This is a genomic window from Streptomyces sp. NPDC001135 (assembly GCF_053598395.1).
Genome location: NZ_JBSFKD010000027.1, coordinates 67,048 through 91,175, shown reverse-complemented (window position 1 = coordinate 91,175; position 24,128 = coordinate 67,048). Strand labels below are relative to the sequence as shown.

Here is a 24,128-nt window from a genome sequence, read left to right as displayed (position 1 = left end):
TCCTCACGGAAAGCGCGCGGGTGAGCCACGCCATCGAGCCGCGGCCGTCCGTGGAAGCGTGGTCACGCTGGAAACCGGGCTGCCCCAGGACCCGGAGCGACGGCGCGTCCAGGTCCCCGCCGTCGCCCACCACCGGGTCCGCCCGGTCGCGACAGCCACGTCGAGCACGGCGCAGGCCGCCCCGGTCGCACGGCCCTGCCCCCGCGTACGACGGAACAACGCGTGGACCGCCGCGGGATCAGCCGAGGAGTCTCGTGGTGGAGCGGCATCGGCGCATGGCAGTGGTCATGCCGGCACCGTCAGGGCGGCCTGGCACCGAGCGCACCGGTCCACGGCCGCCGGGCTCACCGCATGCGGAACGGGGCGAAACCGGACAAGGTGGTTACACCGGCGGTGCGGCCGATCTTCCAGTGCCCGTGTTTGCGAGGAGATTCGATGTCCGATGCCGTAGCGCCGGTCCAGCCGGTCCTGGAACCCGCGGCAGCCGAGTTCGCCGAGGCGACCGCCAACCCGCCCTACCTCTTCGAGCTGCCGCCCGCGGAAGGCCGTACGGCGCTCGACGAGGTGCAGTCCGGCGCCATCGACAAGCCCGTCGTCGACGAGGAGTGGATCACCGTGTCCGGCGGCCCGACGGGCAGCGTCCAGGCACGGATCGTCAAGCCCCCGGGAGCGGACGGGACCCTCCCCGTGATCCTTTACATCCACGGCGCGGGCTGGGTGTTCGGCAACGCCCACACGCATGACCGCCTGGTGCGTGAACTCGCCGTCGGCGCGGACGCCGCGGTGGTGTTCCCGGAATACGACCTCTCCCCCGAGGCCCGCTACCCGGTCGCCATCGAGCAGAACTACGCCGTCGCGCGGTGGGTCGTGGAGCAGGGCGCCACCAAGAACCTGGAGGGCTCGCGGCTGGCCGTGGCCGGCGACTCCGTGGGCGGGAACATGACCGCCGCGCTCACCTTGATGGCCAAGGAGCGGGGCGGACCCGCGCTGGTGCAGCAGGTGCTGTTCTACCCGGTGACGGACGCGAACTTCGACACGTCCTCCTACCACCAGTTCGCCACCGGCTCCTACCTGCGCCGCGACGGCATGCAGTGGTTCTGGGACCAGTACACGACCGACGAGGCCGAGCGCGCGCAGATCACCGCCTCCCCACTGCGCGCCACCACCGAACAGCTGGCCGGACTGCCGCCGGCGCTGGTCGTCACCGCCGAGGCCGACGTCCTGCGCGACGAGGGCGAGGCCTACGCCAACAAGCTCCGGAAGGCCGGCGTCCCGGTCACCGCCGTGCGCTTCCAGGGCATCATCCACGACTTCGTGATGCTCAACGCCCTGCGGGAGACCCACGCGGCCGAGGCCGCGATCGACCTGGCCGTCCGCACCCTGCGGTCGGCTCTGCACACCACCTGAGGTCTGTCCGGCGGCGCGGTCCACGCTACGGGCGGTTGCCGTCGCACAGCGACCACACGTCCCGCAGCAGGGCCGGGAAGTCCTCGCCATACGTGACGACGGCCGCGTACACCGCGTCGAGAGCCGCCCGGAGCGGGTCGGGTCCGGCGGCGGCGAGGAGCGCGGGTATGGCCATGTGCGGCTGGGAGAAGCGCAGGGAGGGGTCCGGCTCGCCCATGGTGACGCGTACGGTGTACTTCGCCGCTTCGGCGGGCGGGGCCGTCGGCGGCTCGGGCGGCTCCGGCGCCGGTGTCCAGTCGGCCGCGGGCCCCACGATCAGCGCGGTCGGATCAGCCACGGCAACCGGCGAGGACACCTCGTCCCCGACGCACGGCGCGTCGAAGGGCGGACGCTCGGGTGGCACGGCCCGGCCGACGGTCCTGTCCGGGACCCGTGGGTCGGTGTCGAGGGCCCGCCACACCTGGGCCTCGTCGTCGAGCGGCGGCGGCAGCGGGCGACCCTCGGTGACGGCGGTGAGTCCGGCGGCGATCCAGTCCAGCTCCGCGAGAGCCGCCGCCTCGCACGCACGGCGCGCGGCCAGCAGGGCCACCGCGCGCTGTGCGGCAGGGCCGGCGGCGTCGATGGTGTGCACGAGCGCCGCGTCGAAGGCGAGCAGGCCGCGCACGTTGCCGGCGACGTCGCTCAGTTCCCGGCTCGGTGACCGCCCGCCCCACTCCCAGCGTTCGTAGGCCAGTTTGTGTTCTCTTTCCGCCTTTTCCCGCGCGAGGCGGGCCTGGCGTTCGGCCTCGGCGCGTTCGGCCGGGGTGGGCGGGGGTGGCAGGGTGCGGGCGTAGTCGTGCCAGTACGCCGCCATGCCCGAGGTCTGCTTCACGAGAGTGTCCGGGGTGGGCGGGGCGGGCCAGAACTGCAGGAGGTAGCGGTCGAGTGGCGGCTCGCCGTCCAGGCGGGTCTCCTCGTGCTGTGCCGCGTCCATGCCGTGGGCGCAGTAGCGGACCCGGTAGTCGGTCTCGTCCAGGCCCAGGTCCCAGGAGCCCTCGCCGCCCCACAGCACGAGCTCGGTGCTGTCCGAGGCGGGGCGGAAGGACACCTCCACGACGTCCTCCCAGCTCGGGTCCAACGGCGGTGCGTGGTCGTGCACTTCGACGGTGAAGCCGACGTCGCCCGTGTGCAGTCCGGTCGTCAGCCACAGGGTTCCGGGGATCGCCGCGCCGCACAGCCCGGAGGACTGGCCGGCGAACGCCTCGGCGAGACCCGGGCCGTGACTGTCCGGATCGCTCTCGACGTAGAGCTGACCGTAGTGGACGTGGACTTCTCCCTCGACCGGCCTGCGCATCATGACCCCCATCGCCTCCGGAAACGCGCCGTGCTCCGCACCCTACGACCCGGCACTGACAACGCCCGGTCCGCGCCCCTCACGGCGGTCACGGCGACCAGGCTCTCGCTCCCCGGTACCGGCCTCGGTGTGACCACGGGGTCGAGGTCCGTTCACCGCCAGCCTTCCGCACGCCCCGCCGGTGAGATGGAGGCATGACTTCACAGGCAGCTCTGAACGGCAAGAAGGCCCTGGTCACCGGCGGCAGCCGGGGCATCGGCGCGGCGACGGCACTGCGCCTGGCGCAGGAGGGCGCGGACGTGGCCGTGACCTTTGTACAGGGGAAGGAGGCGGCTGAGGACCTGGTACGGGAGGTCCAGGCGCTGGGGCGACGGGCCGTGGCCCTGCGCGCCGACGCCGCGGACGCGGAGGAGGCGGCGGGCGCGGTGGGCCGCGCGGCCGAGGCACTCGGGGGACTGGACGTCCTCGTGAACAACGCGGCCGTCGGACTGATGCAGCCGCTGGAGAGCATGTCGCTCGCCGACGTGGACCGTCTGATCGCCGTGAACGTGCGCGGGGTGTTCCTGGCCGCCCAGGCCGCCGCCGCGCTGATGGCACCCGGGGGACGCATCATCACCCTCGGCAGTTGCCTCACCCAGCACACGCCGGGCCCCGGTGCCACGCTGTACGCGATGAGCAAGTCGGCGGTCGTCGGGCTGACGAAGGCGCTGGCCCGTGAGCTGGGCGGGCGCGGGATCACGGCCAACGTCGTGCATCCGGGGCCGACCGACACCGACATGAACCCCGCGGACGGGCCGTTCGCCTCCGGCCAGGCCGCCATGACCGCCCTCGGCCGCTTCGGCACGGCCGAGGAGGTGGCGTCGGCGGTGGCCTACCTGGCCGGGCCGGAGACGGTGTACGTGACGGGCGCGGAACTCTCGGTGGACGGCGGGTACGCGGCGTGAGGGAGAGGGGCCGGGGGGCGGCGCGCCGGGGTCATGTCCTGTGCAGCCGGCGTACGTCCTCCTGGTCCCACTTCCTGGTGTCGCGAGGCTGGGTGTAGGGCTCGGCCCGGGGCGGATGGCCGCCGGCGACGGCCCGTTGCCGCGCCGTCTCCGCGTCGAACTCAAGGCCCAGCAGGATCGCCAGGTTGGTGATCCACAGCCAGACCAGGAAGACGATGACGCCGGCCATGGTGCCGTAGGTCTGGTTGTAGGAGGCGAAGTTGCCGACGTAGAAGGCGAATCCGGCGGAGGCGATCATCCAGATCGCCAGCGCCAGGACGCTGCCGGGGGTGATCCACTTGAAGCCCTTGACCCGGGCGTTCGGCGTCGCCCAGTACAAGATCGCGATCATCACGGTGACCAGCAGGACCAGTACCGGCCATTTCGCGATCGACCACACCGTCAGTGCCATGTCGCCGACTCCCAGGGTCCGGCCGGCGTTGCGGGCCAGTCCGCCGGTGAAGACGACGATCAGGGCGCTGGCCACGGCGAGGAGCATGAGGACGAGCGTGACGCCGATCCGTACCGGCAGGATCTTCCACACCGGGCGGCCCTCCGGCATGTCGTAGACGGCGTTGGCGGCGCGGATGAAGGCGGCCACATAGCCGGATGCCGACCACACCGCGAGTACGAGGCCGACGACGGCCATCACGGAGCCGGTGCCGGCGTTGTTCTGCAGCTGCTCCACGGCCCGGGTGACGATGTCCCGGGCGGAACCGGGCGCGAGGTGCCTGAGGTCGGCCAGCACCTTGTCGGTGACCGACCTGCCGGCGACGGCCAGCAGCGACACCAGGACCAGCAGTGCCGGGAACAGGGCGAGAACGCCGTAGTACGTCAGGGCGGCGGCCCGGTCGGTCAGCTCGTCGTCCTGGAACTCGCGCAGGGAGCCCTTGAGCACGGCGCCCCAGGCCCGCTTGGGGAGCTTCGCCGGGGTGTCGGGGGCGGCCTGCTCGACCTGCCGGCCGGGCCCGGCCTCCTCCGGTGCCGGGACGCCGGGCGCCTGAGTCGTGTCGCCGCCGTGGTGGTGACGCCGGGGAAGATGCAGCTTCGCCATGCCGGTCGGGTAACCCGGCGGCGCGGACTCAAGCCCGGGGGCCCGCCGGAATCGGCCGTGGTGCCCGATTGACCGCACCACCGCGGTGGGTTTGGATGTGACGCATGTCGGGTGCGGCGCAGACGGGTGGGGCAGGGAACACGGCCGATCAGGTCCTCGCCTTCGCCTCGCAGGAGGCGTGGGAGCAGTGGCTGGAGGAGCATCACGCCGACGTGCGGGGTGTCTGGCTGAAGATCCCGAAGAAGGACTGCGGGATCCCCGGCGTCGACTACGCGGGAGCACTCGAGTCGGCCCTCTGCTTCGGCTGGATCGACGGGCAGAAGAAGACGCTGGACGAGCGGCACTGGCTGCAGCGCTTCACCCCGCGCCGCCGGGGCAGCAAGTGGTCGCGGGTGAACCGGCAGAAGGCCACCGAACTCGCGGAGCAGGGCCGGATGCGACCGGCCGGCCTGCGGGAGATGGAGGAGGCCAGGGCGGACGGCCGTTGGGAGGCAGCGTACGCCAGCCAGGGCGCGGCCACGGTGCCCGACGACCTGCGGGCCGCTCTGGAGGCCGCCGGTCCGCAGGCGCGGGACTTCTTCGCCGCACTCGACAGCCGCAACCGGTACGCGATCCTCTACCGGATCCAGGACGCCAAGAGGCCGCAGACCCGGGCGGCGCGCATCGAGAAGTTCGTCGCCATGCTCGCCGCGCAGCAGAAGATCCACCCCTGAACCGCCGCCGTCGGACTCTCCGGCCGGCGGAGCTCAGGCCCGTCCGGGCTGCGGCTTTCGGCGCCGCTTCGGGAGCAGGCCCAGGCCCGCTCCGAGCGAGACGACCCCCAATGCCCACCGCCGCCAGGAGGCCCTGGGCACCGGCGACGGCCCCGTTGAAGAGGAACAGGAACCACAGCACCGGCCGCGACGCGCGGAAGGACCTGATCGGTTCCTTCCGCGCGATCCGGGAGCCCGCCACGAGCATGAGGGCTGTTCCGCCAGGTGGCCAGGTTCTTCGCCGTGCCCTCGAGGACGGCGCAGGAGGCCGGGCGAGCGGGGCCGTCCGCGGTCCCGGCACGCCCGCGGACCTGCGCTGGATGACCGCCTCGTACCTCTACGGCGCCCTGGTGTTCCTCACGCTGCCGCTGTGGCCGGTGGGGCTGGTCGTCGGCGGGGTGCGGTACGGGCTGCCGCGCCGGACCCCGCTGGTCCTTCGTCCGGCTCGCCGATCTGGAGGCGCGCTGGTCACAGGGCCCTGCTCAAGCCCGGCCCCAGGCGCTGCCGGCCGCCCGGGTCGAGCGTCTGGCCGCCACACGTGCCGACTGACGCCATCACCGCCCACGAGGCCGAACCGCGCCGTATCGAACGCGATCTCCGTGACGGCGCCCAGGCCCGTCTGGTGGCTCTCTCCCTGCGCCTCGGGCTCGCCCTGCGCGCCCACGACCCGCCCACGGCCATGCCCAGGAGGCGCTGACCGAGCTGCGGCACCTGGTGCGCGGCATCCACCCGCCGATCCTCCCCGACCCGGGTCTGGTCGGTGCCGTACAGGCGTGGGCGGCGAGGTGGGCTCCCCTCGCCCGGGCGGGGAGCGGGACAGGCGTCGATGTGACGGTGCGTGTCGAAGGCGGTCCGGAAGCGGGGCCACGGCCGCCGGCGGCGATCGAGGCCGCGGTGTACTTCGCCGTCGCCGAGGCCCTGAACCAACGCGGTCAGGGCACGGCGGCTGCCGTAGGGCCACCGTCGGCTGGAGCGTGTGCGCGCCGGACTGCGGGCCGTGATCAGCGACGACGGACACGGCGGTGCCGACGAGAAGGGCGGCTCGGGTCTGCTCGGCATCCGCCGCCGGGTCGCCGTGCCGGACGGCGAGATGACCTTGACCAGTCCGGCCGCGGGGCCGACCGTGACCGAGGTGATCACCGAGGGCACTTGCTTGAAGCGCACTTGAACGATCTAGCGTGGTCCGCATGACGGTGATCGACAGCACCCCCGTGACGTCCTCGCCCGTGGACACCTGTGCCTCCACGGAGCCGGTGCGGCCCCGGCCCGATGGCCAGGACCGCTATACGATCAGCGAGGTGGCGGCCTTGACGGGGCTGCGCCCGCACACTCTGCGCTGGTACGAGCAGATCGGCCTGATGCCGCGGGTGGAGCGGTCGCACGCGGGTCAACGCCGGTTCGACAACCGGGATCTGGAGTGGCTCGCCTGTGTGACCAAGCTCCGGCTGACCGGGATGCCCGTCGCCGAGATGGTGCGCTACGCCGAGCTGGTCCGCCAGGGAGCGGAGACCTTCGGGGAACGGCGGCGGATGCTGGAGCGGACCCGGCGCGAAGTCCTGGCACGTATCGCCGAGTTGCACGACACCCTCACCCTGCTGGACGACAAGATCGACTTTTACGGGGGCGCCCGCCGGGCGTCGGAAGGGGCCTGAGCGCCACCATGGACAACACCATCGAGCAGATCCGCAAGGTCGAGCTGGGCACGGGCGGCCCCCTCGTCGGCGTCCAGGGCTTCGGCGCCATGGGCATCAGCGCCGCCTACGGGCAGACGGACGACGCCGCGGCCCGCGACACCCTGGAGGCCACCGTCGAGGCGGGTGTCACCCTCATCGACACCGCCGACATGTACGGCGTCGGCGCCAACGAGGAGTTCCTGGCGCCGTTCGTGGCCGCGCACCGCGACGAGATCACCCTGGCCACCAAGTTCGGCATCGAGTACCGCGCGGACGACCCGGACTACCGTGCCATCCGCAACGACCCCGGGTACGTCAAGAAGGCCGTCGAGGCGAGTCTGCGCCGTCTGGACGTCGAGGTCATCGACCTCTATTACATGCACCGCCGCGACCCCGCGGTCCCGCTCGCCGAGTCGGTCGGCGCCATGGCCGAGCTGGTGCGCGAGGGCAAGGTCAAGCACCTCGGCCTGAGCGAGGTCACCGGAGCCGAACTGCGCGAGGCGCACGCCGTCCACCCCATCGCCGCGGTGCAGACGGAGTGGTCGCTGTTCAGCCGGGACGTGGAGCACAGTGTGGTGGGCGCGGCCGCCGAGCTCGGGGTCGCCTTCGTGCCGTACTCGCCGCTCGGCCGGGGCTTTCTGACCGGGTCCTTCTCCGACGCCGGCAAGGAACTGGCCGGCAGCGACTTCCGGCAGCTGCTGCCGCGGTTCACCGGCGACAACGCCAGGGCCAACACCGCTCTCCTCGCGCCCCTGCACAAGATCGCGACCGACCGTGGCGCGACCACGGCACAGATCGCCCTGGCCTGGGTGCAGCAGCGGGCGGAGGTACACGGTCTGACCGTGGTGCCGATCCCCGGAACCCGTAGGCGCAGCCGCCTGCTCGAGAACGCCGGGGCCACCGCAATCACGCTGAGCGCCGAGGAGTTGGCCGTACTGGAGCCGATCGCGGGCCGGGTGGCGGGCGACCGCTACGCGGACATGTCCCTCACCTCGGCGGCCAGGGAGTCACGGGCATAGGGCCGGCGCGTCAGCACTGGGGCCGTTTCCCGTGATTGGCGGCGTGGCCGCGCCGCGACTTCTTCTTACGGCGTCGCTTCGAGGACATGGGGACCTCCTGAGGGAGAGACACACGATACGGACGGACTATCCATAAATACGCTATATCCGCACTGATCACCTCTCCACTCACCACCCCCGTTGATACGATGCGAAAAATGCCCGACTCGTGAATATCCTCCCCTGGACCAGAGGAGCCGGAATGGCCGGTGACCCGAAGCCGATCAGTGCCACGGCCCGTCGCGCGCTGGAGCAGGAACTGGCCGATCTGCGCGACGAGCGCCGGCTCGTCGCCGGATCGCTGCACGACAGCACCGATGTGGGTGACCAGGCCGATCAGGCCGACGAGTTGCGGCGCGCCGATCAGCTCGACCGTCTGGACCGCCGTATCGAGGACATCAGCGACCGGCTGCGCGAAGCGGACGTGGCCGGGCCTCCCCCTACGGATGAGGTCGGTGTGGGCAGCACGGTCACCGTCCGCTTCCCGGACGGCTCGCAGGAGACCCTCCAGATCGGTGAGGTGGCCGAGGCCTTCGACCAGAACCTGGTCACGTCGGACAGCCCGCTCGGCCGTGCGCTGCTCGGGTGCCGCGCCGGTGACTCGGTGCGCTTCGACACACCGGACGGCCCGTCGAGCGCGGTGGTCGTGTCGATCGGGGACGGTCAGCCCCTCTAGGCGGCAGGCTCGCCGGAGCCGCTGCCCTTGCGCACCATGCAGTGCAGTGAGTCGTGTTGTACGTCGGCGACGATGGTGTCGCCGGGCCCCGCCTGGCCGCTGAGCAGGAGGGTGGCGATGCGGTTGTCGAGTTCCGCCTGGATCGTGCGGTGCAGCGGCCGGGCGCCGAACTCCGGCTGGTGGCCGTGGGCGATGAGCAGCTTCTTCGCCGCCTCGGTCACCTCCAGTGCCATGCCCTGGGCGTGGACGCGGCGCTTGCTCTGGTCCAGCAGGTGGTCCACGATCTTCCCCAGGGCGTCCTCGGTCAGCCCGTGGAAGATGATGATGTCGTCGATCCGGTTGAGGAACTCCGGCAGGAACCTCCCCCGCAGATCCTCCATCAACGCGTCCTTCAGCTGGGACACATCACCCTTGCGGTCCAGGATCCGGTGCGCGCCGATGTGGGACGTCATGATGACGACGCAGTGCCGGAAGTCGACGGTGCGGCCCTGGGCGTCGGTCAGCCGGCCGTCGTCCAGGATCTGCAAGAGCGTGTTGAAGACGTCCGGGTGCGCCCGTTCCACCTCGTCGAACAGCACCGCACTGTACGGCCGGCGGCGCACCTTCTCCGTCAGCTGGCCCGCCTCCTCGTATCCCACGCATCCAGGCGGGGCGCCGACGAGCCTGGCGACCGTGTGCTTCTCCTGGAACTCGCTCATGTCGAAGCGGATCATCCGGTCCTCGTCGCCGAACAGCAGCGCGGCCAGGGTCTTGGCGAGTTCGGTCCTGCCCACGCCCGTGGGTCCGAGGAAGAGGAAGGATCCCACCGGCCGGTTCGGATCCCCCGTGCCTGCGCGGTTGCGGCGCACCACCTGGGACACGGCCGTGACCGCCTCGTCCTGGCCGACGATCCGGGCGTGCATCTCCTCCTCGAGCCCGAGCAGTTTCTCCTTCTCGCTCGCCGTCAGCCGCGAGACCGGGATCCCCGTGCGGCGCGAGACGACGTCGGCGATGTCCGCGGCCGTGACCGAGACGACCCCCTCACGGCGTTCCTCGATGCCGGCGAGTTCGCCCTCCACCTCGGCGATCTCCCGCTTCAGCTCCGACGCCTTCTCGAAGTCCTCGCCCGAGACGACCTGTTCGAGTTCACGGCGGAGTCCGGCGACGCGGTCCTCGCGGCTCACGATCTCCGTGGAGCGCTCGCCGGTCGCGCCGGCGCCGACGCCCTCACTCAAACGCGCCGTGCACGGCACCGCGAACGGAAGACACCCCGGTAGCGTGGGGGCATGCGTCACGAGGTGACCGATGCCGACACCGCGGTGGCCGTGGGCAGCGGTGATGTGCCCGTACTCGCCACCCCGCGGCTGATCGCATGGCTGGAAGCGGCCACCGTGCGGGCCGCCGCCCCGTTGACCGGGGCCGGTCAGACCCCCGTCGGGACCCAGGTGCGGATCCGGCATCTGCGGGCCTCACCCGTCGGGGGTCGGGTCGAGGTGAGCGCCGAGACCGTCGCCACCGGTGCGGACGGACGGCTCACGTTCGCGGTGCGGGCCGTCGACGCCTCGGGGCGGCTCGTCGCGACGGGCGAGATCGACCGGGCGATCGTCGACCGGGAGGGGTTCCTGGCCCGGGTGCCGGATCCCGCGGCGGATCGCTGACCGCGGGCCCGGCAGGGCTCATACGGGCGTGTGTCCTTGGAGGTACGCGCGTACGGCTGCCGGGAGGACGGCGTCGGCAGCCTCGGGGATCGGCGCCCAGCGCACGTGCTCCGGCGCGAGGGCGGCTCCGTCGGACGGGGACTCGCTCAGCAGCTGGCACACCACCGCGGACGCGCCGTCCGCCGGGGCCGTGTCGTGCGGGGCCAGGGACTCGGTGCCGTCGACGAGGTAGCCGGTGAGTTCGTAGACGACGCGCGCCGCGGTGGCCTCGGCCGGCTCGGCCGGCTGCGGAGTGCCCGACGGCAGCGTCCATGCGTCGCCTTCCGCCACCAGCAGCAGCCGTCCGTCGTACAGGACGACCGCCTGCACCACGCCCTCGGCAGGCTCCAGACTCATGACCGACCACCCTTCCCCCGGCGCCCCCGGCCGTGTTCCCCTCCCCTACCCAAGGCCGGACCGTCCTGCACCGACGCCGTGTCACCTCCGCCGAGAGGATGGTCAGTACAGCACCGGCAGGTCCCCGGGACGTACCCGCACCGTCACCGGGAGGGTGGCGTCGACCTCGCCGTCGGCGCCGTAGGGGACGGGCCGGTCCGCCTCGATGCGCAGTTCCCTGCCGCGCAGGACACGCACTTCGGGCCGGTGGATGTGGGCGCCCGTCCTCAGCTCGTTCATGAGGGCGAAGAACAGCCTGCGCGGTGCCTCGCGGATCATCACCACGTCCAGCAGTCCGTCGTCGACGCGCGCGTCGGGGGCGATGAGCCGCCCGGAGCCGTAGTAGGGGGAGTTGGCGGCGACGACCGTGTAGCCGCGGTGGGTGTGCTCCTCGCCGTCGACGGTGACGCGGTAGTCGGCCGCCCGCCAGGTGGTGACGGCGCGCAGGCCGCCGGCGTAGTAGGAGGCGGCGCCGCGCAGCAGCCGGGCGTGGTTGGCGTGCCGGTTGGCCACGGCGTCCACGCCGGCGTAGACGCTGCCCAGGACCACGGTGCCCTTGTGGACGGCCGACTCCACCTCGATGGTGTCGACGGGCCGGGGCTCGGCGTGCAGCAGGATCTCGGCGAGTGCGGCGGGGTCGGCGGGCAGCTTCAGGGCGCGGGCGAAGTCGTTGCCGCGTCCCGCGGGTACCAGGCCCAGGACGGTTCCGGTGCCGCTCAGCGCGCCGCCGATGCCGCCGGCGATCCCGTCGCCGCCGACGGCCAGCACGATCCGGCCGCGCTCGCCGGCGCGGCGGGCGATGTCCTGGGCGTGGGCGAGGCTGTGGCTGTACTCCGTCTCCAGCTCGGCTCCTGCCTCGCGCAGCAGCCGGGCCAGGTGCAGCAGGGTCGCCGCTCCGGTGGAGCCGCCCGCGGTGGGGTTGACGACGGCGGTGAACTGTCGCATCGGTGTGCCTCCGAAGCAGGCGGATCTGATGGGTCGGCCGGACTGGTGGACGAGTCGTATCAGGGGTCAGTCGGTGGGGAGCAGGACGCCGGGGTTGAGCAGGCCCTCGGGGTCCAGGCGGCGCTTCACGGCGCGCAGGGCCGAGATGCCGAGCGGTCCCGCCTCGCGGACGTACCAGTCGCGGTGGTCGGTGCCGACCCCGTGGTGGTGGGAAATGGTGCCGCCGGCGGCCAGTACGGCTTCGTTGGCGGCGTGCTTGACGGGCGTCCAGTGGGCCACCGGGTCCTCGCCCTGGGCGCTGACGACCGTGAAGTAGAGGGAGGCGCCGTTCTCGTAGACGTGGGAGATGTGGCACATGACCAGGGGCGGGGTGCCGGCCTCGGTCAGGGTGTCGGTGAGCGCGGTGCGTACGGCCGTGTAGAGGTCGGGGATGCGGGACCAGAAGGCCGCGGTCTCCAGGGTTTCGGCGAAGGCGCCGACGTCGAGGAGGGCGTCGCGGAGGTACGGCGCCGAGTACCGGCCGTGGGCCCAGCGTTCGCCCGGTTCCGCGCCGACGAGGGTGCCGCCGCAGGCGGTGAGGACGGCCGCCGCCCGTTCCCGGCGCAGCGCGGTGTCCTCGGCCGTGCCCTCGTAGCCGGTGATGGCCAGGCAGCCGGCCGCGGCCTGCGCCAGGTCGCCGCCGATGGCGTCGGGCTGGGCCAGGCCGATGAGGGTCTCGGTCTCGTCGGACAGCCGCAGCACGGTGGGCCGGGGCCCGTCCTGGGCGAGCCTGCGCAGTGCGGCGGCACCTTCCTCGAACGAGGCGAACCGCCAGCCCTCGTAGATCCGCTCCTGCGGCAGCGGGCGGATGCGTACGGTGACGGAGGTGATGACGCCGAAGGCACCCTCCGAGCCCAGGATCAGCTGGCGCAGGTCGGGGCCGGCGGCGGAGCGTGGGGCGCGGCCCGTCTCGAGGGTGCCCTCGGGCGTAGCGAGGGTCAGGCCGAGGACCATCTCGTCGAAGCGGCCGTAGCCGGCGGAGGCCTGTCCGCTGGAGCGGGCCGCGGCGAAGCCGCCGATGGTGGCCCATTCGAAGGACTGCGGGAAGTGGCCGAGCGTGAAGCCGTGTTCGGCGAGCAGGGCTTCCGCCTCGGGGGCGCGCAGACCGGGCTGGAGGACGGCGGTGCGCGAGACGGGGTCCAGGTCGAGCAGGCCGTTCATGCGGCGCAGGTCCAGGGCGATGAACGCGGTGCGCTGGGGGGCGAGTCCGCCGACGACGGAGGTGCCGCCGCCGAAGGGGACGACGGCGAGACCGTGCGCGGCGCAGGCGCGCAGGACGGCGAGGACCTCGTCGTGGCAGGCGGGCAGGACCACGGCCTGAGGGACGTCCGAGAAGTCCCCGGTGCGGATGCGCAGCAGGTCGGGCGTGGACTTGCCGCGGGTGTGGCGGATGCGGCTCTCCTTGTCGGTGCGGACGTGGTCACCGCCGCCGACGGCCTCGGCGAGGGCCTTGACCGCGGCCGGGGCGGCCGTGGTGCCGGGCAGACGGATGTCCTCGAGGGAGAGGGCGGGGGTGGTGCGGGGCTTGACGCCGAGCAGGTCGCGCAGCAGTCCGGTCACCGAGTCGGGCAGCGGTGCCGCCTTGGCCGGGTCGCCCCAGCCGTTCCACAGCATGTCCATTGAACGGTCGTCCTCACAGGTCGGTGTGCTCGGTACTGGGTGTGCTCGGTGTGCTCGGTACGCGCGACGGCCGGCGGCCGTTCCCGGGGCTGACGGCGGCTGCTCCGCCCGACCCCGGCGCGTTACACTGTGACACATGACGCCTATTCGTCACAACGGCTCGGACAACGATCATGTGCTCGACGCGGTGCGCGACTGCGTGCTGGCCGTCGGCGTCCGCCGCACCACCCTCGCCGACGTGGCCCGCCGCGCCGGCGTGTCACGGATGACGCTGTACCGGCGCTGGCCGGATCTGCGGACCCTGGTCGGCGATCTGATGACCCGCGAGTGGATCGACGTGGCCACCCGGGCGATCCCCGAGCCCGCGGGCGGCACGGACACACGCACCCGGATCGTGGACGGACTGGTGGCCGGGGTCGAGGCCTTCCGGGCGCACCCGCTCTTCCTCAAGATCGTCGACGTCGACCCGGAACTGCTGCTGCCGTATGTGCTCGACCGGCGCGGAGCGAGCCAGGAGGCACTGCTGGCCCTGCTGGCCGACGCGGTGCGAGCGGGCCACGCGGACGGGTCGGTACGCCCCGGCCATGTCGAACGGCAGTCCCGCGCCCTGCTGTTGACGGTGCAGTCCTTCACCCTGTCCCTGCGAACGATGACCGACGAGGACGATCCGGAGCTCGACTCCACCGCTTTCCTCGCCGAGTTGCGCACCCTCCTGGAGAGGACCCTCACGCCATGAGCCACACCAGGTCCCACGCGGGCTCGTCCCTCAGCGCCCACCGCCGCAGGCGGGAGCTGGCCGAGGCCGCGGACGGCAGGATCGCCGACGTCCTGGTCGTCGGTCTCGGCGCCACGGGTGCCGGAGCCGCACTGGACGCGGCGGCACGCGGGCTGGACGTCGTCGCGGTCGACGCACACGACCTCGCCTTCGGCACCTCCCGCTGGAGTTCGAAGCTCATCCACGGCGGGCTGCGCTACCTGGCCTCGGCACAGTTCGACGTCGCGCACGAGAGCGCGGTCGAACGCGGGGTGCTGATGACCAGGACCGCCCCGCACCTGGTGGCCGCCCAGCCGTTCGTCCTGCCGCTGACCCCGCTGGTGTCCAGGGCCCAGGCCTCGCTGGCCTGGGCCGGGTTCCGGGCCGGGGACATGCTCCGGCTGGCCGCCCGGACCCCGCGCCAGGTGCTGCCCGCGCCGCGCCGGCTGTCGGCGACGGAGGCACGGCACCTGGCGCCCTCGGTGCGCGCGGCCGGGCTGCGCGGCGGACTGCTGTCCTGGGACGGCAGGGTGACCGACGACGCCCGGCTGGTCACCGCCCTGGCCAGGACCGCCGCCGCGCACGGCACGCGGGTACTCACCCGGGTCAGGGTGCTGCAGCTGACCGGCACCGGCGCCCGGTTCCGCGACGAACTCACCGGTGAGGAGGGCGAGATCAGGGCCCGCGCGGTCATCAACGCGGCCGGGGTGTGGGCGGGCGGTCTCGTCGAGGGCATCCGGATCCGGCCCTCCCGCGGTACCCACCTGGTCCTGCGCTCGGAACGGCTCGGCGCCCTGCCGGCCGGCCTGCACGTCCCGATCCCCGGCGAGACCAACCGCTTCGTGCTGGTCCTGCCCCAGGGCGACGGCCGGGTGTACGTCGGCCTCACCGACGAGCCGGTCGAGGGCGGGATCCCGGACGTCCCGGAGGTGCCGGAGACGGACATCGGCTTCCTGCTGGACGTGCTCGGCTCGGTCCTGGACGCACCGGTGGCCCGGGAGGAGGTCGTCGGCGCCTTCGCCGGACTGCGCCCCTTGCTGGACCTGGCGGGGCACGACGGCCGCGACGGCACCCCCGCGCGCACCTCGGACATCTCCCGCCGGCACGCGGTGCTGACCTCGCCCGACGGTGTCACGACGATCGTCGGCGGCAAGCTCACCACCTACCGGCGGATGGCACAGGACGCCGTGGACGCCGCGACCGCCGCCCGGGGCCTCCCCGCCACCGCCTCCCCCACCGCCGCGCTGCCACTGGTCGGCGCCGCGGCACCCGCCCGGCTGCGCGCCCTGTCGGCACCCCGGCACCTGGTCCGCCGTTACGGCACCGAGGCCGAGGCCGTCCACGCCCTCGCGGCACAGGACCCCGCCCTGGCCGAGCCGGTCCTTCCGGGCCACCCGGTCACCCGCGCGGAACTGCTGTGGGCGGTCCTGCACGAGGGCGCGCTGGACGAGTCCGACCTCCTGGACCGCCGGACCCGCATCGGTCTGGTGCCGCAGGACCGCGCCGAGGTGCTCTCCGTGGCACGGGAGGTGCTGGCGGAGGCGGAGGCGGCGCGCCCCTGAACCACAGGGCCGCAGGCCGGGGCGCCGGCCTACCGGGTCGCTTCGCGGAAGGGGCGGGGCCTCACAGCAGGCGGCGGATGTCGCCGCGGACCCGGTAGAAGCCGCCCGCCGCCGGGTGCAGGGCGTCCACGACGTAGCGGACGCCCGGCTGGCGTATCGCGCGCGGGAACTGGACGTTCCAGGAGGGGTCGTAGCCCTCGGACAGCACGTGCACCCGAAGGCGGCCGCCCTCCCGCACGCACTCGACCACGACGGTTCCCGAGGGAGCCCGCTCGACGGTGGCCACCGCGGCCACAGCGGTGGCGGGGGCGTAGGTCGGCAGCGCGGCGGCGAGTTTGACGTCCCGTGCCACCGGCACCGTGCCCTGCTGGGCCGCGGTGATGGCCGTCTCGCTCGCGTCGACGCACACCAGTGAGCCGTCGGTGGTGACCAGGTACAGCCGCTCGTCGCGGTACTGCATCGACAGCGCCGAGCCGCCGCCCGTGCCGAGCTTCCACAGGCGCGTGCCGTCCCGGTCGAAGCAGTAGACGGACGACGCGGCGTCCCCGGCGAAGACGAACCGCCCACCCGGGGACGTGGCGCACGAGTACACCGCGCTGTCGCAGGCGTACGTCGCCTCGATCGCGCCGGTCGCCTTGGACAGCCGCTGGACCACGCGGTGCCCGGTACCCGCGTAGACGGCGTCGTCCTCCTGCCAGCCGAACAGCACGCTGCCGTTGGTGGCCGTGTGCCACAACTCGCCGCCTCCGTCGGGTGCGTAGGCGGTGACGCCCCTGTGGTGGCCGTGGTAGACGGCCTGGTCGTCGGCACGGACCATCCAGGCGTGTTCGCCCTGGCTGCGGCGGGCCCACTGGTGTTCGTCCTCGTGGTCGATGACGGTGAGCCGGCCGGCGCGGTCCGAGACGTTCAGGACGCCCTCGTGGATGTCCAGCCAGAAGATGTCGACGTCGGCGGCGATGTCGTAGGCGGCGAAGGGCAGTTTGGAGGAGAGGTCGTAGACCTTGCCGTCGTCGCAGCCCGCGTAGATCCAGAAGTCGTCGGCGACCAGGCACTTCACTCCGTCCGGCAGGCCGAACCGGGCCAGCACGGAGCCGTCGTGGTCCAGGGTGTAGACATCGCCCGCCTGATTGCCCACCCAGCAGTACTCGTCGTCGACATGGATGCCGAACGCGGCGGAGCCGGTGCGGAAGCGCCACAGCACGGGCGCCACCGCCCGCGCGGTGGACGGAGCCGAACTGACCTGGCGCCGCGTCACCGCGCGCGGAGCACGCTGCCCCTGGACGGCCGGGGCGTAGCCCTTGCGGACCTTCTCCCCCACCTTCTTCGCGGCGGCCGCCCTGGCCTTCTCGGCGGTCGCGAAGGTCGTGGTCTGGGTCTGTCCCGCGGCGCCGATCCGTCCGTACCGCACCGTCACCACCGAACCGTCGACGGTCACTTCGTAGAACTTGTGGGCGCCCCCGCCCTCCTGCGACAGCTCCAGATACGTCGTCGACACCGCGGACGCCGTGGTCATGGCAGACCCCTCCCCAGGACGGACCCGCGGCCGTTCCGGCAGGTCCTCACTGATCGAACCGTAAGGGCGACCACTGACAACGGCCCGCCGCCGGACCACCGTCCCCGCAGCCCGCCCAGCGGGCACCCGCCGGCTAACCCGCGCTGCCGCCCCGCCGCGTCAGCGCAGCCACTCCGCCGACCAGTTGACGCAGACAGTGGACCGCCAGGGCGGCCGGTGCGGACTCCCCCGTCACTCCTGCCTCCGTGCCGGCCCAGGTCTCCAGGGCGATCCGGATCGCGTCCGTGGCCGCCGCCGCGACGAGTCGCGCCTGCACCGCCTCGAGACGTCCGTCCGCGAGGCGGGCGACGACCGGGACGAGCCGTTCCTCCGACTCCTGGTTGACGCGGTACCACACCGCGCGCAGTGCGGGATCGTCGGCCGCCGCCCGCAGCAGCCCGCGGGTCCGCAGCAGCGCCCGGGCGCTCTCTTCGTCAGGTGCCGCCAACGACTGCTCCACCGCCGTCTCCAGCGCCCGGGACAGGTCCGCGCCCGGCTCCGCCGCCTCCAGCAGGGCCCGCCACCGGTCGGCCCCATCGGCGAGCAGCGGGCTCACCGCGTCCTGCTTCGAGCGGAAGTAGCGGTAGAAGGTCCGCAGCGCGACGCCCGCGTGCCGGGCGATCTCCTCGGCCGTGGTCGCCCGCGGTCCCCGCGTGGCGAACAGCTCCGCCGCCGCGTACGCGATCTCCAGCTGTGTGGCGGCCTTGCGGCGCTCGGTCAAGGAGGAGGGCGGCTTGGTGCTCACACCAGAAGAGTACGGCCCGAAGACAGCAGGTGGCACAGGATGCCCTGATGGCAGAATGTGCCACGTAGGCGTAACGTGCAGCTCGATAGGGCGCCGGCAGCCAGCCGATCCGGCGTCAGGAACGGCCCCGTCGCACACCGGCAGGGCGGGCAGGAGAAGACATGAACCGCTACGAAGGCCGCCGCGTGCTGATCACCGGGGGCGGCTCGGGCATCGGCCAGGCCACCGTGCTGCGCCTCCTCGCCGAGGGCGGCACGGTGGCGGCCGCGGACGTGAGCGAGCGGGGCCTGAAGGACACCGCCGAGAAGGCCGGTGCGCACGCGGAACGCCTCACCCCGCTCGTCATGGACGTCGCCGACGAGACCTCGGTGCGCGAAGGGGTCGCCGCCGCGGCCGCCGCGCTCGGCGGACTGGACGTGCTGGTCAACGCCGCCGGGATCCTGCGCTCCTCGCACACGCACGAGACGAGCCTTCCGGAGTTCACCCGCGTCCTGCAGGTCAACCTCGTCGGCACCTTTCTCGTCATCCGCGAGTCCATACCGCGGCTGCTGGCAGGCCGGGACGCGGCGGTCGTCAACTTCAGCTCCACCTCGGCCCAGTTCGCGCACCCGTACATGGCGGCGTACGCGGCGAGCAAGGGCGGCATCCAGTCGATGACGCACGCCCTCGCCGCCGAGTACGCCCAGCGGGGCATCCGGTTCACCGCCGTCCAGCCCGGCTCCATCTCCTCCGGGATGACCGACGGCAGTGGCGTCAGCGGGCAGAGCACCGGACCGGGGCTGCCCGAGGACGCCGACATGACCCTGTTCGCCAAGCTCTCCCCGGCGCTCGGGCGGGGTTTCGCCGGCCCCGAGACGGTGGCGTCGGTCGTCGCCATGCTCGCCTCGGCGGACGGGACGTTCATCACCGGCACGGAGATCCGCGTCGACGGCGGCACCCACTTCTGACCGCGTGACGTCCGTCGAGGGCCATGGGCCGCGGACCACGGACTGCGGACCGATGCGATGCGATGCGGGCCGCGGGCTAAGCGAGGGCGACCAGGGATCGGTAGTCCTCGCTCCACAGGTCGTCGTCCGCGTCCGGCAGGAGCAGGACGCGGTCGGGGCGGAGGGCGTCGAGGGCGCCCTCGTCGTGGGTGACCATCACGATCGCGCCGGGGTACGTGCCGACCGCGGCCAGGACCTCGTCGCGGGAGACCGGGTCGAGGTTGTTGGTCGGCTCGTCCAGCAGCAGGACGTTCGCCCCGGAGTGGACCAGTACGGCCAGTGCCAGCCGGGTCCGCTCGCCGCCCGACAGGACACCCGCGGGCTTGTCGGCGTCGTCACCGCTGAACAGGAACGCGCCCAGCACCCGCCGCGCCTCACCGGTGTCCAGGTGCGGTGCGGCCGCGCGCAGGTTCTCCAGCACCGTGCGCCCGGTGTCGAGTGTGTCGTGCTCCTGGGCGAAGTAGCCGAGGCGCAGTCCGTGCCCGCGCACCACGCGTCCGGCGTCCGGCTGTTCGGCACCGGCGAGGATCCGCAGCAGGGTGGTCTTGCCGGCGCCGTTGAGCCCGAGCACGACCATGCGGCTGCCCCGGTCCACCGACAGGTCCACCCCGTCCAGGACCCGGTGGCCGCCGTAGGACTTGGCCAGGCTGATCGCACCGAGCGGCGTCCGCCCGCACGGGGCGGGCTCGGGCAGCCGGATCCTCGCGGTCTTCTCGGCGCGCCGGGCCGGTTCCAGCCCGGCCAGCATCCGGTCGGCACGGCGGGCCATGCTCCTGGCCATGGTGGCGGTGGCGGACCGGGCCTTCATGCGGTCCGCCTGTGCGTGCAGGGCGGCGGCCTTGCGTTCGACGCCTGCCCGCTCCCTGGTACGGCGCCTCTCCTCCGTCTCGCGTCGCGTCGAGTACGTGGTCCAGCCGGTGTTGTGGACGTCGATCGTGGCCCGTGCGGAGTCCAGGTGGAAGACGCGGTTGACGACGTCGGCGAGCAGAGCGGTGTCGTGACTGACGACCACCAGACCGCCCTGACGGCCTTGCAGAAAGCCGCGCAGCCACCCGAGCGAGTCGGCGTCGAGGTGGTTGGTGGGCTCGTCCAGCAGCAGGGTGCCGTGGCTTCCGGCGAACAGGATGCGGGCGAGTTCCACGCGCCGCTTCTGTCCGCCGGACAGGGCGCCGAGCGGCTCGCCCATGGACCGTTCGGGCAGGCCGAGTCCGGCGGCCACCCGGGCGGCCTCGGCTTCGGCCGCGTAGCCACCACCCGCCTGGAAGGCGGCATCGGCACGGGCATAGGCGTTCATCGCCCGCTCCAGCGCCGCCGGACGGGCGGCGTCGGCCATCGCCGCCTCGGCCATGCGCAGTTCCCGCAGGGCGGTGTCGAGGCCGCGGGCGGACAGGATCCGGTCGGTGACCGTGACGGCGGGGTCGGCGGCACGGGAGTCCTGGGCGAGGAAGCCGACCGGACCGGTGTGCGTGATCGTGCCGGCGGCGGGCCGGGACCGTCCGGCGAGCGCGGTCATCAGGGTGGTCTTGCCGGCGCCGTTGCGGCCGACGAGGCCGATCCGGTCCCCGGGGGAGACGGTGAAGGAGACACCGGAAAGCAGCAGGCGCGCACCGGCGCGCAGCTCGACATCACGAGCGGTGATCATGGGTAACGCTCCGACATAGCAGGAGGACACACTTCTGGCGTGGAAGCGGGTCCTCAGCTAGGAGATGCGGGGCGTAGACATGCCGTCACGGTAACCGACGCACTCCGAGGAGCGCATCCGGTTTTCCGGGCCAGGTTCGGGTCCCGGCCCGTGCCCGGCGGGGCAAGGCGCTGCCCGCGCCGGGCACGAGAACGGATCCGTTACCGAGGGTGGACCAAGTGCCGGGACCAGCCGGTCACTTGAGGTATCCGAGGATGGTCATCATGCCGCTCTCCGAGTGGTACTGGTTGTGGCAGTGGAGCATCCACAGGCCCGGGTTGTCGGCGTCGAAGTCGACGACGAGTTTGCGGTGGGGCAGCACCAGCGCGGTGTCCTTGCGCGTCCCCACGCCGTCGAGGCCGGTGACCGCGAAGGTGTGGCCGTGCAGGTGCAGGGGGTGCCACATGTCGGTGGCGTTGATGAGGGTGAGCCGTACCCGTTCACCGGGGCGCACCGGGTGGCGCCTGCGGGGGTCGTAGGGCTGGTGGTCGAATGCCCAGTCGAACCTGCGCATGGTGCCGGTGAGTCTGATGCGCAGCTCACGGTCGGGGTCACGGTCCGCCAGCGCCACGGACTCGTCCGGTACGAGACGTCGCGCGGGTACGACCCTCCCGTCCAGCTCGTCCGGGCGGACGTTCCGCCCGGGGATGCTCCTGCCCCCGTCGGTGCGCAGCACGGCGAGCGCCTGGCCCTGCTTCCCCTCGGCGAGTGCGACCAGGGGGAACACGCCGTCCTCGGCGGTGATCAGGACGTCGTACCGCTCGGCCATGCCGATGAGGAGGGCGTCGGTCTCCTCGTGCTCCACGGGATAGCCGTCGGTGTGCGTCACTGTCATGGTGTGGCCGCCCAGCGCCACCCGGAAGGCCGTCTCGGAGCCCGCGTTGATGATGCGCAGCCGGACGCGGTCGCCCGGACGGCACCGGAACACCGGGGGGTTGGCCGGCAGCCGGCCGTTGACGAGGTAGTACGGGTAGGCCACGCTGCCGCCGGGGCTCTCGAGCATCCGGCTGTACGAGGTGCGCAGCATCCGGGAGGGACCGGTCGGCACGCCACCGCGTCCGGGGCCCATGGCCATGCCTGCGCGCCCCATGGACATGCCGGGTCCGGGCTGGAGCTGGTCGAGCACGCGGTCCGGGGTGGAGCCGTTCACGCCGTCCACCCAGTCGTCCAGGACGACGACCCACTCCTTGTCGTAGGAGAGGGGTTCCCTGGGGTCGTCGACGATGAGCGGGGCGTACAGCGCCCGGTCGGGCTGGACTCCGACATGGGAGTGGAGGAGATAGGTGCCCGGGTGGGAGACGGCGAAGCGGTAGGTGAAGTCGGCACCCGGGCGGATGGCGTTCTGTGTGACGGCGGGGACGCCGTCCATGTCGTTGCGCAGGCGCACTCCGTGCGCGTGGAGCGTGGTGGCGGCCGGCAGCCGGTTGGCGAGGGTGAGGTTCAGGACGTCACCGGCGGTGACGCGCACCACCCGGCCGGGCAGCGTGCCGTCGTACGCCCAGCTGCGGACGGTCCGCCCGCCCAGGTCCAACGTGGCCTGGCCGGCGGTGAACGCAAAGCTGCGCACGGGTCCGGAACCGCGTCTCCGCTCTGCGGCCAGGACCTCCGGACCCGACGGGTCGACATAGGTGCCGGGACTCGGCGGGCCGAAGGCGGACTCGCCGAGCGCGGTCCCCTCGGGGCCGCGGTCGGGGCGGAGAACGGAGTCGGGACGGGCAGGCAGGAATCCCGCGCCGGCGGCAGCGAGCGGGGCACGGAGCAAAGTACGCCGCGAAGGAGTGTGCATGGCTGTAATAAGACACAATTTGCGGCGTGATAGGGGGAAATGCGGCGTGTGTGTGGGTGATGTCGGACTCCGTGACCCAGTCGGCGGGCGGTGCCCCGGGCCGCGCCGCGGACGTCCGGCGGCTACGGCGCCTCCGGTTCCGGGGACGTCGCCGACCGGCAGGCGCCGACCGGTCGGCGGCGCGGCCCTGGGCGACGGTCATGGGCGGCGGTGCACCTCTCACGGCCGGTTGTTGAGCGGCCCGGCAGTTCAACGGCTCGGCTGTTCAACGGGGCGGCTGTTCAACGGCGCGGCCGATGAGCAGCGCGGCCGGTGAGCGGTCCGGCCGATGAGCAGCGCGGCCGGTGAGCGACGCGGCCGGTGAGTGGCCCGGCCGGTGAGCGGTCCCGCTGCTGCGCGGTCCGGCTCGTGTCCCGTGGTAAGGCCCTTCAGCCGCCGACGAGTTCGGTGAACCGGCGGGTGTCGATGTTGCCGCCGGAGGCGATGACGCCGATGCGGGGCGGGAGGTCGTCGACTCGGCCGGCCAGGAGTGCGGCCAGGCCGGTGGCGCCGCTGGGCTCCAGGACGATCTTCAGGCGTTCGAAGGCGAAGCGCATGGCGCTCACGATGTCCGCGTCGCTGACCAGGGCGATGGCGTCGACGAGGCGCCGGTTGATCTCGAAGGTGATCTCGCCCGGCGTGGGCAGGGCCTGACCGTCGGCGATGGTCCGGGGCACGGGCAGGGTGACACGGGTGCCGCACTCCAGGGAGCGCCTGGTGTCGTCCCCCTCTTCCGGCTCCACGCCGATGACCCGGACGCCGGGGTGCAGGGCCTTGGCGGCGGTGGCGCTTCCGGCGATCAGGCCGCCGCCCCCGACGGGTACGACCAGGGCGTCGAGCGGACCGGTCTCGTCGAGGAGTTCGAGCGCCGCGGTGCCCTGTCCGGCGATGACATCGGGGTGGTCGTAGGGCGGGATGAGGACGAGGCCGCGGTCCTCGGCCAGCGCCGTACCGAGCGCGGTGCGGTCCTGTGTGTAGCGGTCGTAGGTGACGATCTCGGCGCCGTATCCGGCGGTCGCCTCACGCTTGGAGCGCGGGGCGTCCTCGGGCATCAGGATGACCGCGCTGGTGCCGAGTTCGCGGGCGGCCAGGGCGGTGGCCTGGGCGTGGTTGCCGGAGGAGTAGGCGGCGATGCCCTTGGCCAGCTGTTCCGGGGAGAGCCGGGCGGCCGCGTTGTAGGCGCCGCGGATCTTGAAGGCGCCGGCGCGCTGGAAGTTCTCGCACTTGATGAACACCTCGGCGCCGACGAGGGCGTTCAGGGTGCGCGAGGTGAGGACGGGGGTGCGGTGGGCGACGCCTTCGATGCGCGCGGCGGCCGCACGGACATCGTCGAACGTTACGCGTGAAGCGGCGGCGGCCATGGCAGTCTCCTCGTCCCCGACCCAGCGGCCGCGCACCCGCACGCGACAGC

The 24,128-nt window shown here is 72.8% G+C and carries 23 protein-coding genes and 1 pseudogene; 12 read left to right on the top strand and 12 right to left on the bottom strand.

All coding sequences use genetic code 11. The annotated features are described in order from the left end of the window. The first annotated feature begins 435 nt into the window (after positions 1 to 435). Positions 436 to 1,407, top strand: coding sequence for an alpha/beta hydrolase (locus ACWC94_RS28875; protein WP_450800109.1), 972 nt, complete (start codon positions 436 to 438; stop codon positions 1,405 to 1,407). A 25-nt stretch (positions 1,408 to 1,432) separates the two neighbouring features. Here the strand turns inward: ACWC94_RS28875 and ACWC94_RS28870 are convergent, their stop codons facing one another. Then, on the bottom strand, positions 1,433 to 2,740 hold the full coding sequence (locus ACWC94_RS28870; protein WP_450800157.1) for a hypothetical protein: 1,308 nt from the start codon (positions 2,738 to 2,740) through the stop codon (positions 1,433 to 1,435). A gap of 194 nt (positions 2,741 to 2,934) precedes the next feature. Here ACWC94_RS28870 and ACWC94_RS28865 point away from each other — a divergent pair, with 194 nt between their 5' ends. Further along, positions 2,935 to 3,684, top strand: coding sequence for an SDR family oxidoreductase (locus ACWC94_RS28865; protein ID WP_450800108.1), 750 nt, complete (start codon positions 2,935 to 2,937; stop codon positions 3,682 to 3,684). A 31-nt stretch (positions 3,685 to 3,715) separates the two neighbouring features. Here ACWC94_RS28865 and ACWC94_RS28860 read toward each other — a convergent pair whose 3' ends face one another. After that, positions 3,716 to 4,777 carry a YihY/virulence factor BrkB family protein gene (locus tag ACWC94_RS28860; RefSeq protein ID WP_450800107.1) on the bottom strand — a complete coding sequence of 354 codons (1,062 nt, stop codon included), beginning with the start codon at positions 4,775 to 4,777 and terminating at the stop codon, positions 3,716 to 3,718. Positions 4,778 to 4,881: 104 nt separating this feature from the next. On the opposite strand from ACWC94_RS28860, the gene ACWC94_RS28855 reads away from it, so the two are divergent. The 5 genes from ACWC94_RS28855 to ACWC94_RS28835 all read left to right on the top strand — a co-directional run bounded on the left by ACWC94_RS28855 (position 4,882) and on the right by ACWC94_RS28835 (position 8,221). After that, positions 4,882 to 5,490 carry a YdeI/OmpD-associated family protein gene (locus tag ACWC94_RS28855; RefSeq protein ID WP_450800106.1) on the top strand — a complete coding sequence of 203 codons (609 nt, stop codon included), beginning with the start codon at positions 4,882 to 4,884 and terminating at the stop codon, positions 5,488 to 5,490. A gap of 577 nt (positions 5,491 to 6,067) precedes the next feature. Continuing rightward, positions 6,068 to 6,226 (top strand): hypothetical protein, encoded by a 159-nt coding sequence (locus tag ACWC94_RS28850; protein ID WP_450800105.1) that lies wholly within the window; start codon positions 6,068 to 6,070, stop codon positions 6,224 to 6,226. 279 nt (positions 6,227 to 6,505) lie between these two features. Next, entirely contained in the window at positions 6,506 to 6,697 is a 192-nt protein-coding gene (locus tag ACWC94_RS28845; protein WP_450800104.1) for a hypothetical protein, read from the top strand. 19 nt (positions 6,698 to 6,716) lie between these two features. Beyond that, positions 6,717 to 7,181, top strand: a complete 465-nt coding sequence (locus ACWC94_RS28840; protein WP_450800103.1) for a MerR family transcriptional regulator — start codon at positions 6,717 to 6,719, stop codon at positions 7,179 to 7,181. Positions 7,182 to 7,189: 8 nt separating this feature from the next. Further along, positions 7,190 to 8,221 (top strand): aldo/keto reductase, encoded by a 1,032-nt coding sequence (locus ACWC94_RS28835; RefSeq protein ID WP_450800101.1) that lies wholly within the window; start codon positions 7,190 to 7,192, stop codon positions 8,219 to 8,221. Positions 8,222 to 8,231: 10 nt separating this feature from the next. Here ACWC94_RS28835 and ACWC94_RS28830 read toward each other — a convergent pair whose 3' ends face one another. Next, positions 8,232 to 8,309 (bottom strand): 50S ribosomal protein bL37, encoded by a 78-nt coding sequence (locus ACWC94_RS28830; RefSeq protein ID WP_373305753.1) that lies wholly within the window; start codon positions 8,307 to 8,309, stop codon positions 8,232 to 8,234. Positions 8,310 to 8,462: 153 nt separating this feature from the next. On the opposite strand from ACWC94_RS28830, the gene ACWC94_RS28825 reads away from it, so the two are divergent. Next, entirely contained in the window at positions 8,463 to 8,936 is a 474-nt protein-coding gene (locus ACWC94_RS28825) for a GreA/GreB family elongation factor (RefSeq protein WP_450800100.1), read from the top strand. Here the strand turns inward: ACWC94_RS28825 and ACWC94_RS28820 are convergent. Then, positions 8,933 to 10,123: pseudogene (locus tag ACWC94_RS28820) on the bottom strand (AAA family ATPase); the annotation flags it as partial. The gene ACWC94_RS28825 and the pseudogene ACWC94_RS28820 sit on opposite strands and share 4 nt — an antisense overlap. Positions 10,124 to 10,201: 78 nt before the next feature. Between ACWC94_RS28820 and ACWC94_RS28815 the strand changes: the two are divergent. Further along, entirely contained in the window at positions 10,202 to 10,573 is a 372-nt protein-coding gene (locus ACWC94_RS28815; protein WP_450800099.1) for a thioesterase family protein, read from the top strand. Between the two features lie 18 nt (positions 10,574 to 10,591). Here ACWC94_RS28815 and ACWC94_RS28810 read toward each other — a convergent pair whose 3' ends face one another. From ACWC94_RS28810 to ACWC94_RS28800, 3 genes are all read right to left on the bottom strand, one after another. Beyond that, complete coding sequence (locus ACWC94_RS28810; RefSeq protein WP_450800098.1) at positions 10,592 to 10,969, bottom strand: NUDIX domain-containing protein; 378 nt, start codon at positions 10,967 to 10,969, stop codon at positions 10,592 to 10,594. A gap of 102 nt (positions 10,970 to 11,071) precedes the next feature. After that, positions 11,072 to 11,953 (bottom strand): YegS/Rv2252/BmrU family lipid kinase, encoded by an 882-nt coding sequence (locus tag ACWC94_RS28805; protein WP_450800097.1) that lies wholly within the window; start codon positions 11,951 to 11,953, stop codon positions 11,072 to 11,074. A 66-nt stretch (positions 11,954 to 12,019) separates the two neighbouring features. Then, positions 12,020 to 13,612 carry an FAD-binding oxidoreductase gene (locus ACWC94_RS28800; RefSeq protein ID WP_450800096.1) on the bottom strand — a complete coding sequence of 531 codons (1,593 nt, stop codon included), beginning with the start codon at positions 13,610 to 13,612 and terminating at the stop codon, positions 12,020 to 12,022. 136 nt (positions 13,613 to 13,748) lie between these two features. On the opposite strand from ACWC94_RS28800, the gene ACWC94_RS28795 reads away from it, so the two are divergent. Together ACWC94_RS28795 and ACWC94_RS28790 are read left to right on the top strand one after the other, a co-directional pair. After that, on the top strand, positions 13,749 to 14,348 hold the full coding sequence (locus ACWC94_RS28795) for a TetR/AcrR family transcriptional regulator (protein WP_450800095.1): 600 nt from the start codon (positions 13,749 to 13,751) through the stop codon (positions 14,346 to 14,348). Continuing rightward, positions 14,345 to 15,928, top strand: a complete 1,584-nt coding sequence (locus ACWC94_RS28790) for a glycerol-3-phosphate dehydrogenase/oxidase (RefSeq protein WP_450800094.1) — start codon at positions 14,345 to 14,347, stop codon at positions 15,926 to 15,928. Before ACWC94_RS28795 ends, ACWC94_RS28790 begins: the two co-directional genes overlap by 4 nt. 61 nt (positions 15,929 to 15,989) lie before the next feature. On the opposite strand, the gene ACWC94_RS28785 is transcribed toward ACWC94_RS28790, so the two are convergent. Continuing rightward, on the bottom strand, positions 15,990 to 17,441 hold the full coding sequence (locus tag ACWC94_RS28785; protein ID WP_450800092.1) for a WGR domain-containing protein: 1,452 nt from the start codon (positions 17,439 to 17,441) through the stop codon (positions 15,990 to 15,992). Between the two features lie 133 nt (positions 17,442 to 17,574). Next, on the bottom strand, positions 17,575 to 18,225 hold the full coding sequence (locus ACWC94_RS28780) for a TetR/AcrR family transcriptional regulator (RefSeq protein ID WP_450800090.1): 651 nt from the start codon (positions 18,223 to 18,225) through the stop codon (positions 17,575 to 17,577). 161 nt (positions 18,226 to 18,386) lie between these two features. Here ACWC94_RS28780 and ACWC94_RS28775 point away from each other — a divergent pair, with 161 nt between their 5' ends. Beyond that, positions 18,387 to 19,172: an SDR family NAD(P)-dependent oxidoreductase gene (locus ACWC94_RS28775; RefSeq protein WP_450800088.1), complete on the top strand. Its 786-nt coding sequence runs from the start codon at positions 18,387 to 18,389 to the stop codon at positions 19,170 to 19,172. A 76-nt stretch (positions 19,173 to 19,248) separates the two neighbouring features. Here ACWC94_RS28775 and ACWC94_RS28770 read toward each other — a convergent pair whose 3' ends face one another. From ACWC94_RS28770 to ACWC94_RS28760, 3 genes are all read right to left on the bottom strand, one after another. After that, on the bottom strand, positions 19,249 to 20,853 hold the full coding sequence (locus ACWC94_RS28770) for an ABC-F family ATP-binding cassette domain-containing protein (RefSeq protein ID WP_450800087.1): 1,605 nt from the start codon (positions 20,851 to 20,853) through the stop codon (positions 19,249 to 19,251). A 235-nt stretch (positions 20,854 to 21,088) separates the two neighbouring features. After that, positions 21,089 to 22,678 carry a multicopper oxidase family protein gene (locus tag ACWC94_RS28765; RefSeq protein ID WP_450800086.1) on the bottom strand — a complete coding sequence of 530 codons (1,590 nt, stop codon included), beginning with the start codon at positions 22,676 to 22,678 and terminating at the stop codon, positions 21,089 to 21,091. Between the two features lie 428 nt (positions 22,679 to 23,106). Beyond that, complete coding sequence (locus ACWC94_RS28760) at positions 23,107 to 24,078, bottom strand: threo-3-hydroxy-L-aspartate ammonia-lyase (RefSeq protein WP_450800085.1); 972 nt, start codon at positions 24,076 to 24,078, stop codon at positions 23,107 to 23,109. Positions 24,079 to 24,128: the final 50 nt, after the last annotated feature.

Excerpts from the sequence above, each read along its gene's own strand:
- ACWC94_RS28875 (WP_450800109.1), top strand. The coding sequence starts at position 436 with ATGTCCGATGCCGTAGCGCCGGTCCAGCCGGTCCTGGAACCCGCGGCA.
- ACWC94_RS28870 (WP_450800157.1), bottom strand. The coding sequence starts at position 2,740 with ATGCGCAGGCCGGTCGAGGGAGAAGTCCACGTCCACTACGGTCAGCTC.
- ACWC94_RS28865 (WP_450800108.1), top strand. The coding sequence starts at position 2,935 with ATGACTTCACAGGCAGCTCTGAACGGCAAGAAGGCCCTGGTCACCGGC.
- ACWC94_RS28860 (WP_450800107.1), bottom strand. The coding sequence starts at position 4,777 with ATGGCGAAGCTGCATCTTCCCCGGCGTCACCACCACGGCGGCGACACG.
- ACWC94_RS28855 (WP_450800106.1), top strand. The coding sequence starts at position 4,882 with ATGTCGGGTGCGGCGCAGACGGGTGGGGCAGGGAACACGGCCGATCAG.
- ACWC94_RS28840 (WP_450800103.1), top strand. The coding sequence starts at position 6,717 with ATGACGGTGATCGACAGCACCCCCGTGACGTCCTCGCCCGTGGACACC.
- ACWC94_RS28835 (WP_450800101.1), top strand. The coding sequence starts at position 7,190 with ATGGACAACACCATCGAGCAGATCCGCAAGGTCGAGCTGGGCACGGGC.
- ACWC94_RS28830 (WP_373305753.1), bottom strand. The coding sequence starts at position 8,309 with ATGTCCTCGAAGCGACGCCGTAAGAAGAAGTCGCGGCGCGGCCACGCC.
- ACWC94_RS28825 (WP_450800100.1), top strand. The coding sequence starts at position 8,463 with ATGGCCGGTGACCCGAAGCCGATCAGTGCCACGGCCCGTCGCGCGCTG.
- ACWC94_RS28815 (WP_450800099.1), top strand. The coding sequence starts at position 10,202 with ATGCGTCACGAGGTGACCGATGCCGACACCGCGGTGGCCGTGGGCAGC.
- ACWC94_RS28810 (WP_450800098.1), bottom strand. The coding sequence starts at position 10,969 with ATGAGTCTGGAGCCTGCCGAGGGCGTGGTGCAGGCGGTCGTCCTGTAC.
- ACWC94_RS28805 (WP_450800097.1), bottom strand. The coding sequence starts at position 11,953 with ATGCGACAGTTCACCGCCGTCGTCAACCCCACCGCGGGCGGCTCCACC.
- ACWC94_RS28800 (WP_450800096.1), bottom strand. The coding sequence starts at position 13,612 with ATGGACATGCTGTGGAACGGCTGGGGCGACCCGGCCAAGGCGGCACCG.
- ACWC94_RS28795 (WP_450800095.1), top strand. The coding sequence starts at position 13,749 with ATGACGCCTATTCGTCACAACGGCTCGGACAACGATCATGTGCTCGAC.
- ACWC94_RS28790 (WP_450800094.1), top strand. The coding sequence starts at position 14,345 with ATGAGCCACACCAGGTCCCACGCGGGCTCGTCCCTCAGCGCCCACCGC.
- ACWC94_RS28785 (WP_450800092.1), bottom strand. The coding sequence starts at position 17,441 with ATGACCACGGCGTCCGCGGTGTCGACGACGTATCTGGAGCTGTCGCAG.
- ACWC94_RS28775 (WP_450800088.1), top strand. The coding sequence starts at position 18,387 with ATGAACCGCTACGAAGGCCGCCGCGTGCTGATCACCGGGGGCGGCTCG.
- ACWC94_RS28770 (WP_450800087.1), bottom strand. The coding sequence starts at position 20,853 with ATGATCACCGCTCGTGATGTCGAGCTGCGCGCCGGTGCGCGCCTGCTG.
- ACWC94_RS28765 (WP_450800086.1), bottom strand. The coding sequence starts at position 22,678 with ATGCACACTCCTTCGCGGCGTACTTTGCTCCGTGCCCCGCTCGCTGCC.
- ACWC94_RS28760 (WP_450800085.1), bottom strand. The coding sequence starts at position 24,078 with ATGGCCGCCGCCGCTTCACGCGTAACGTTCGACGATGTCCGTGCGGCC.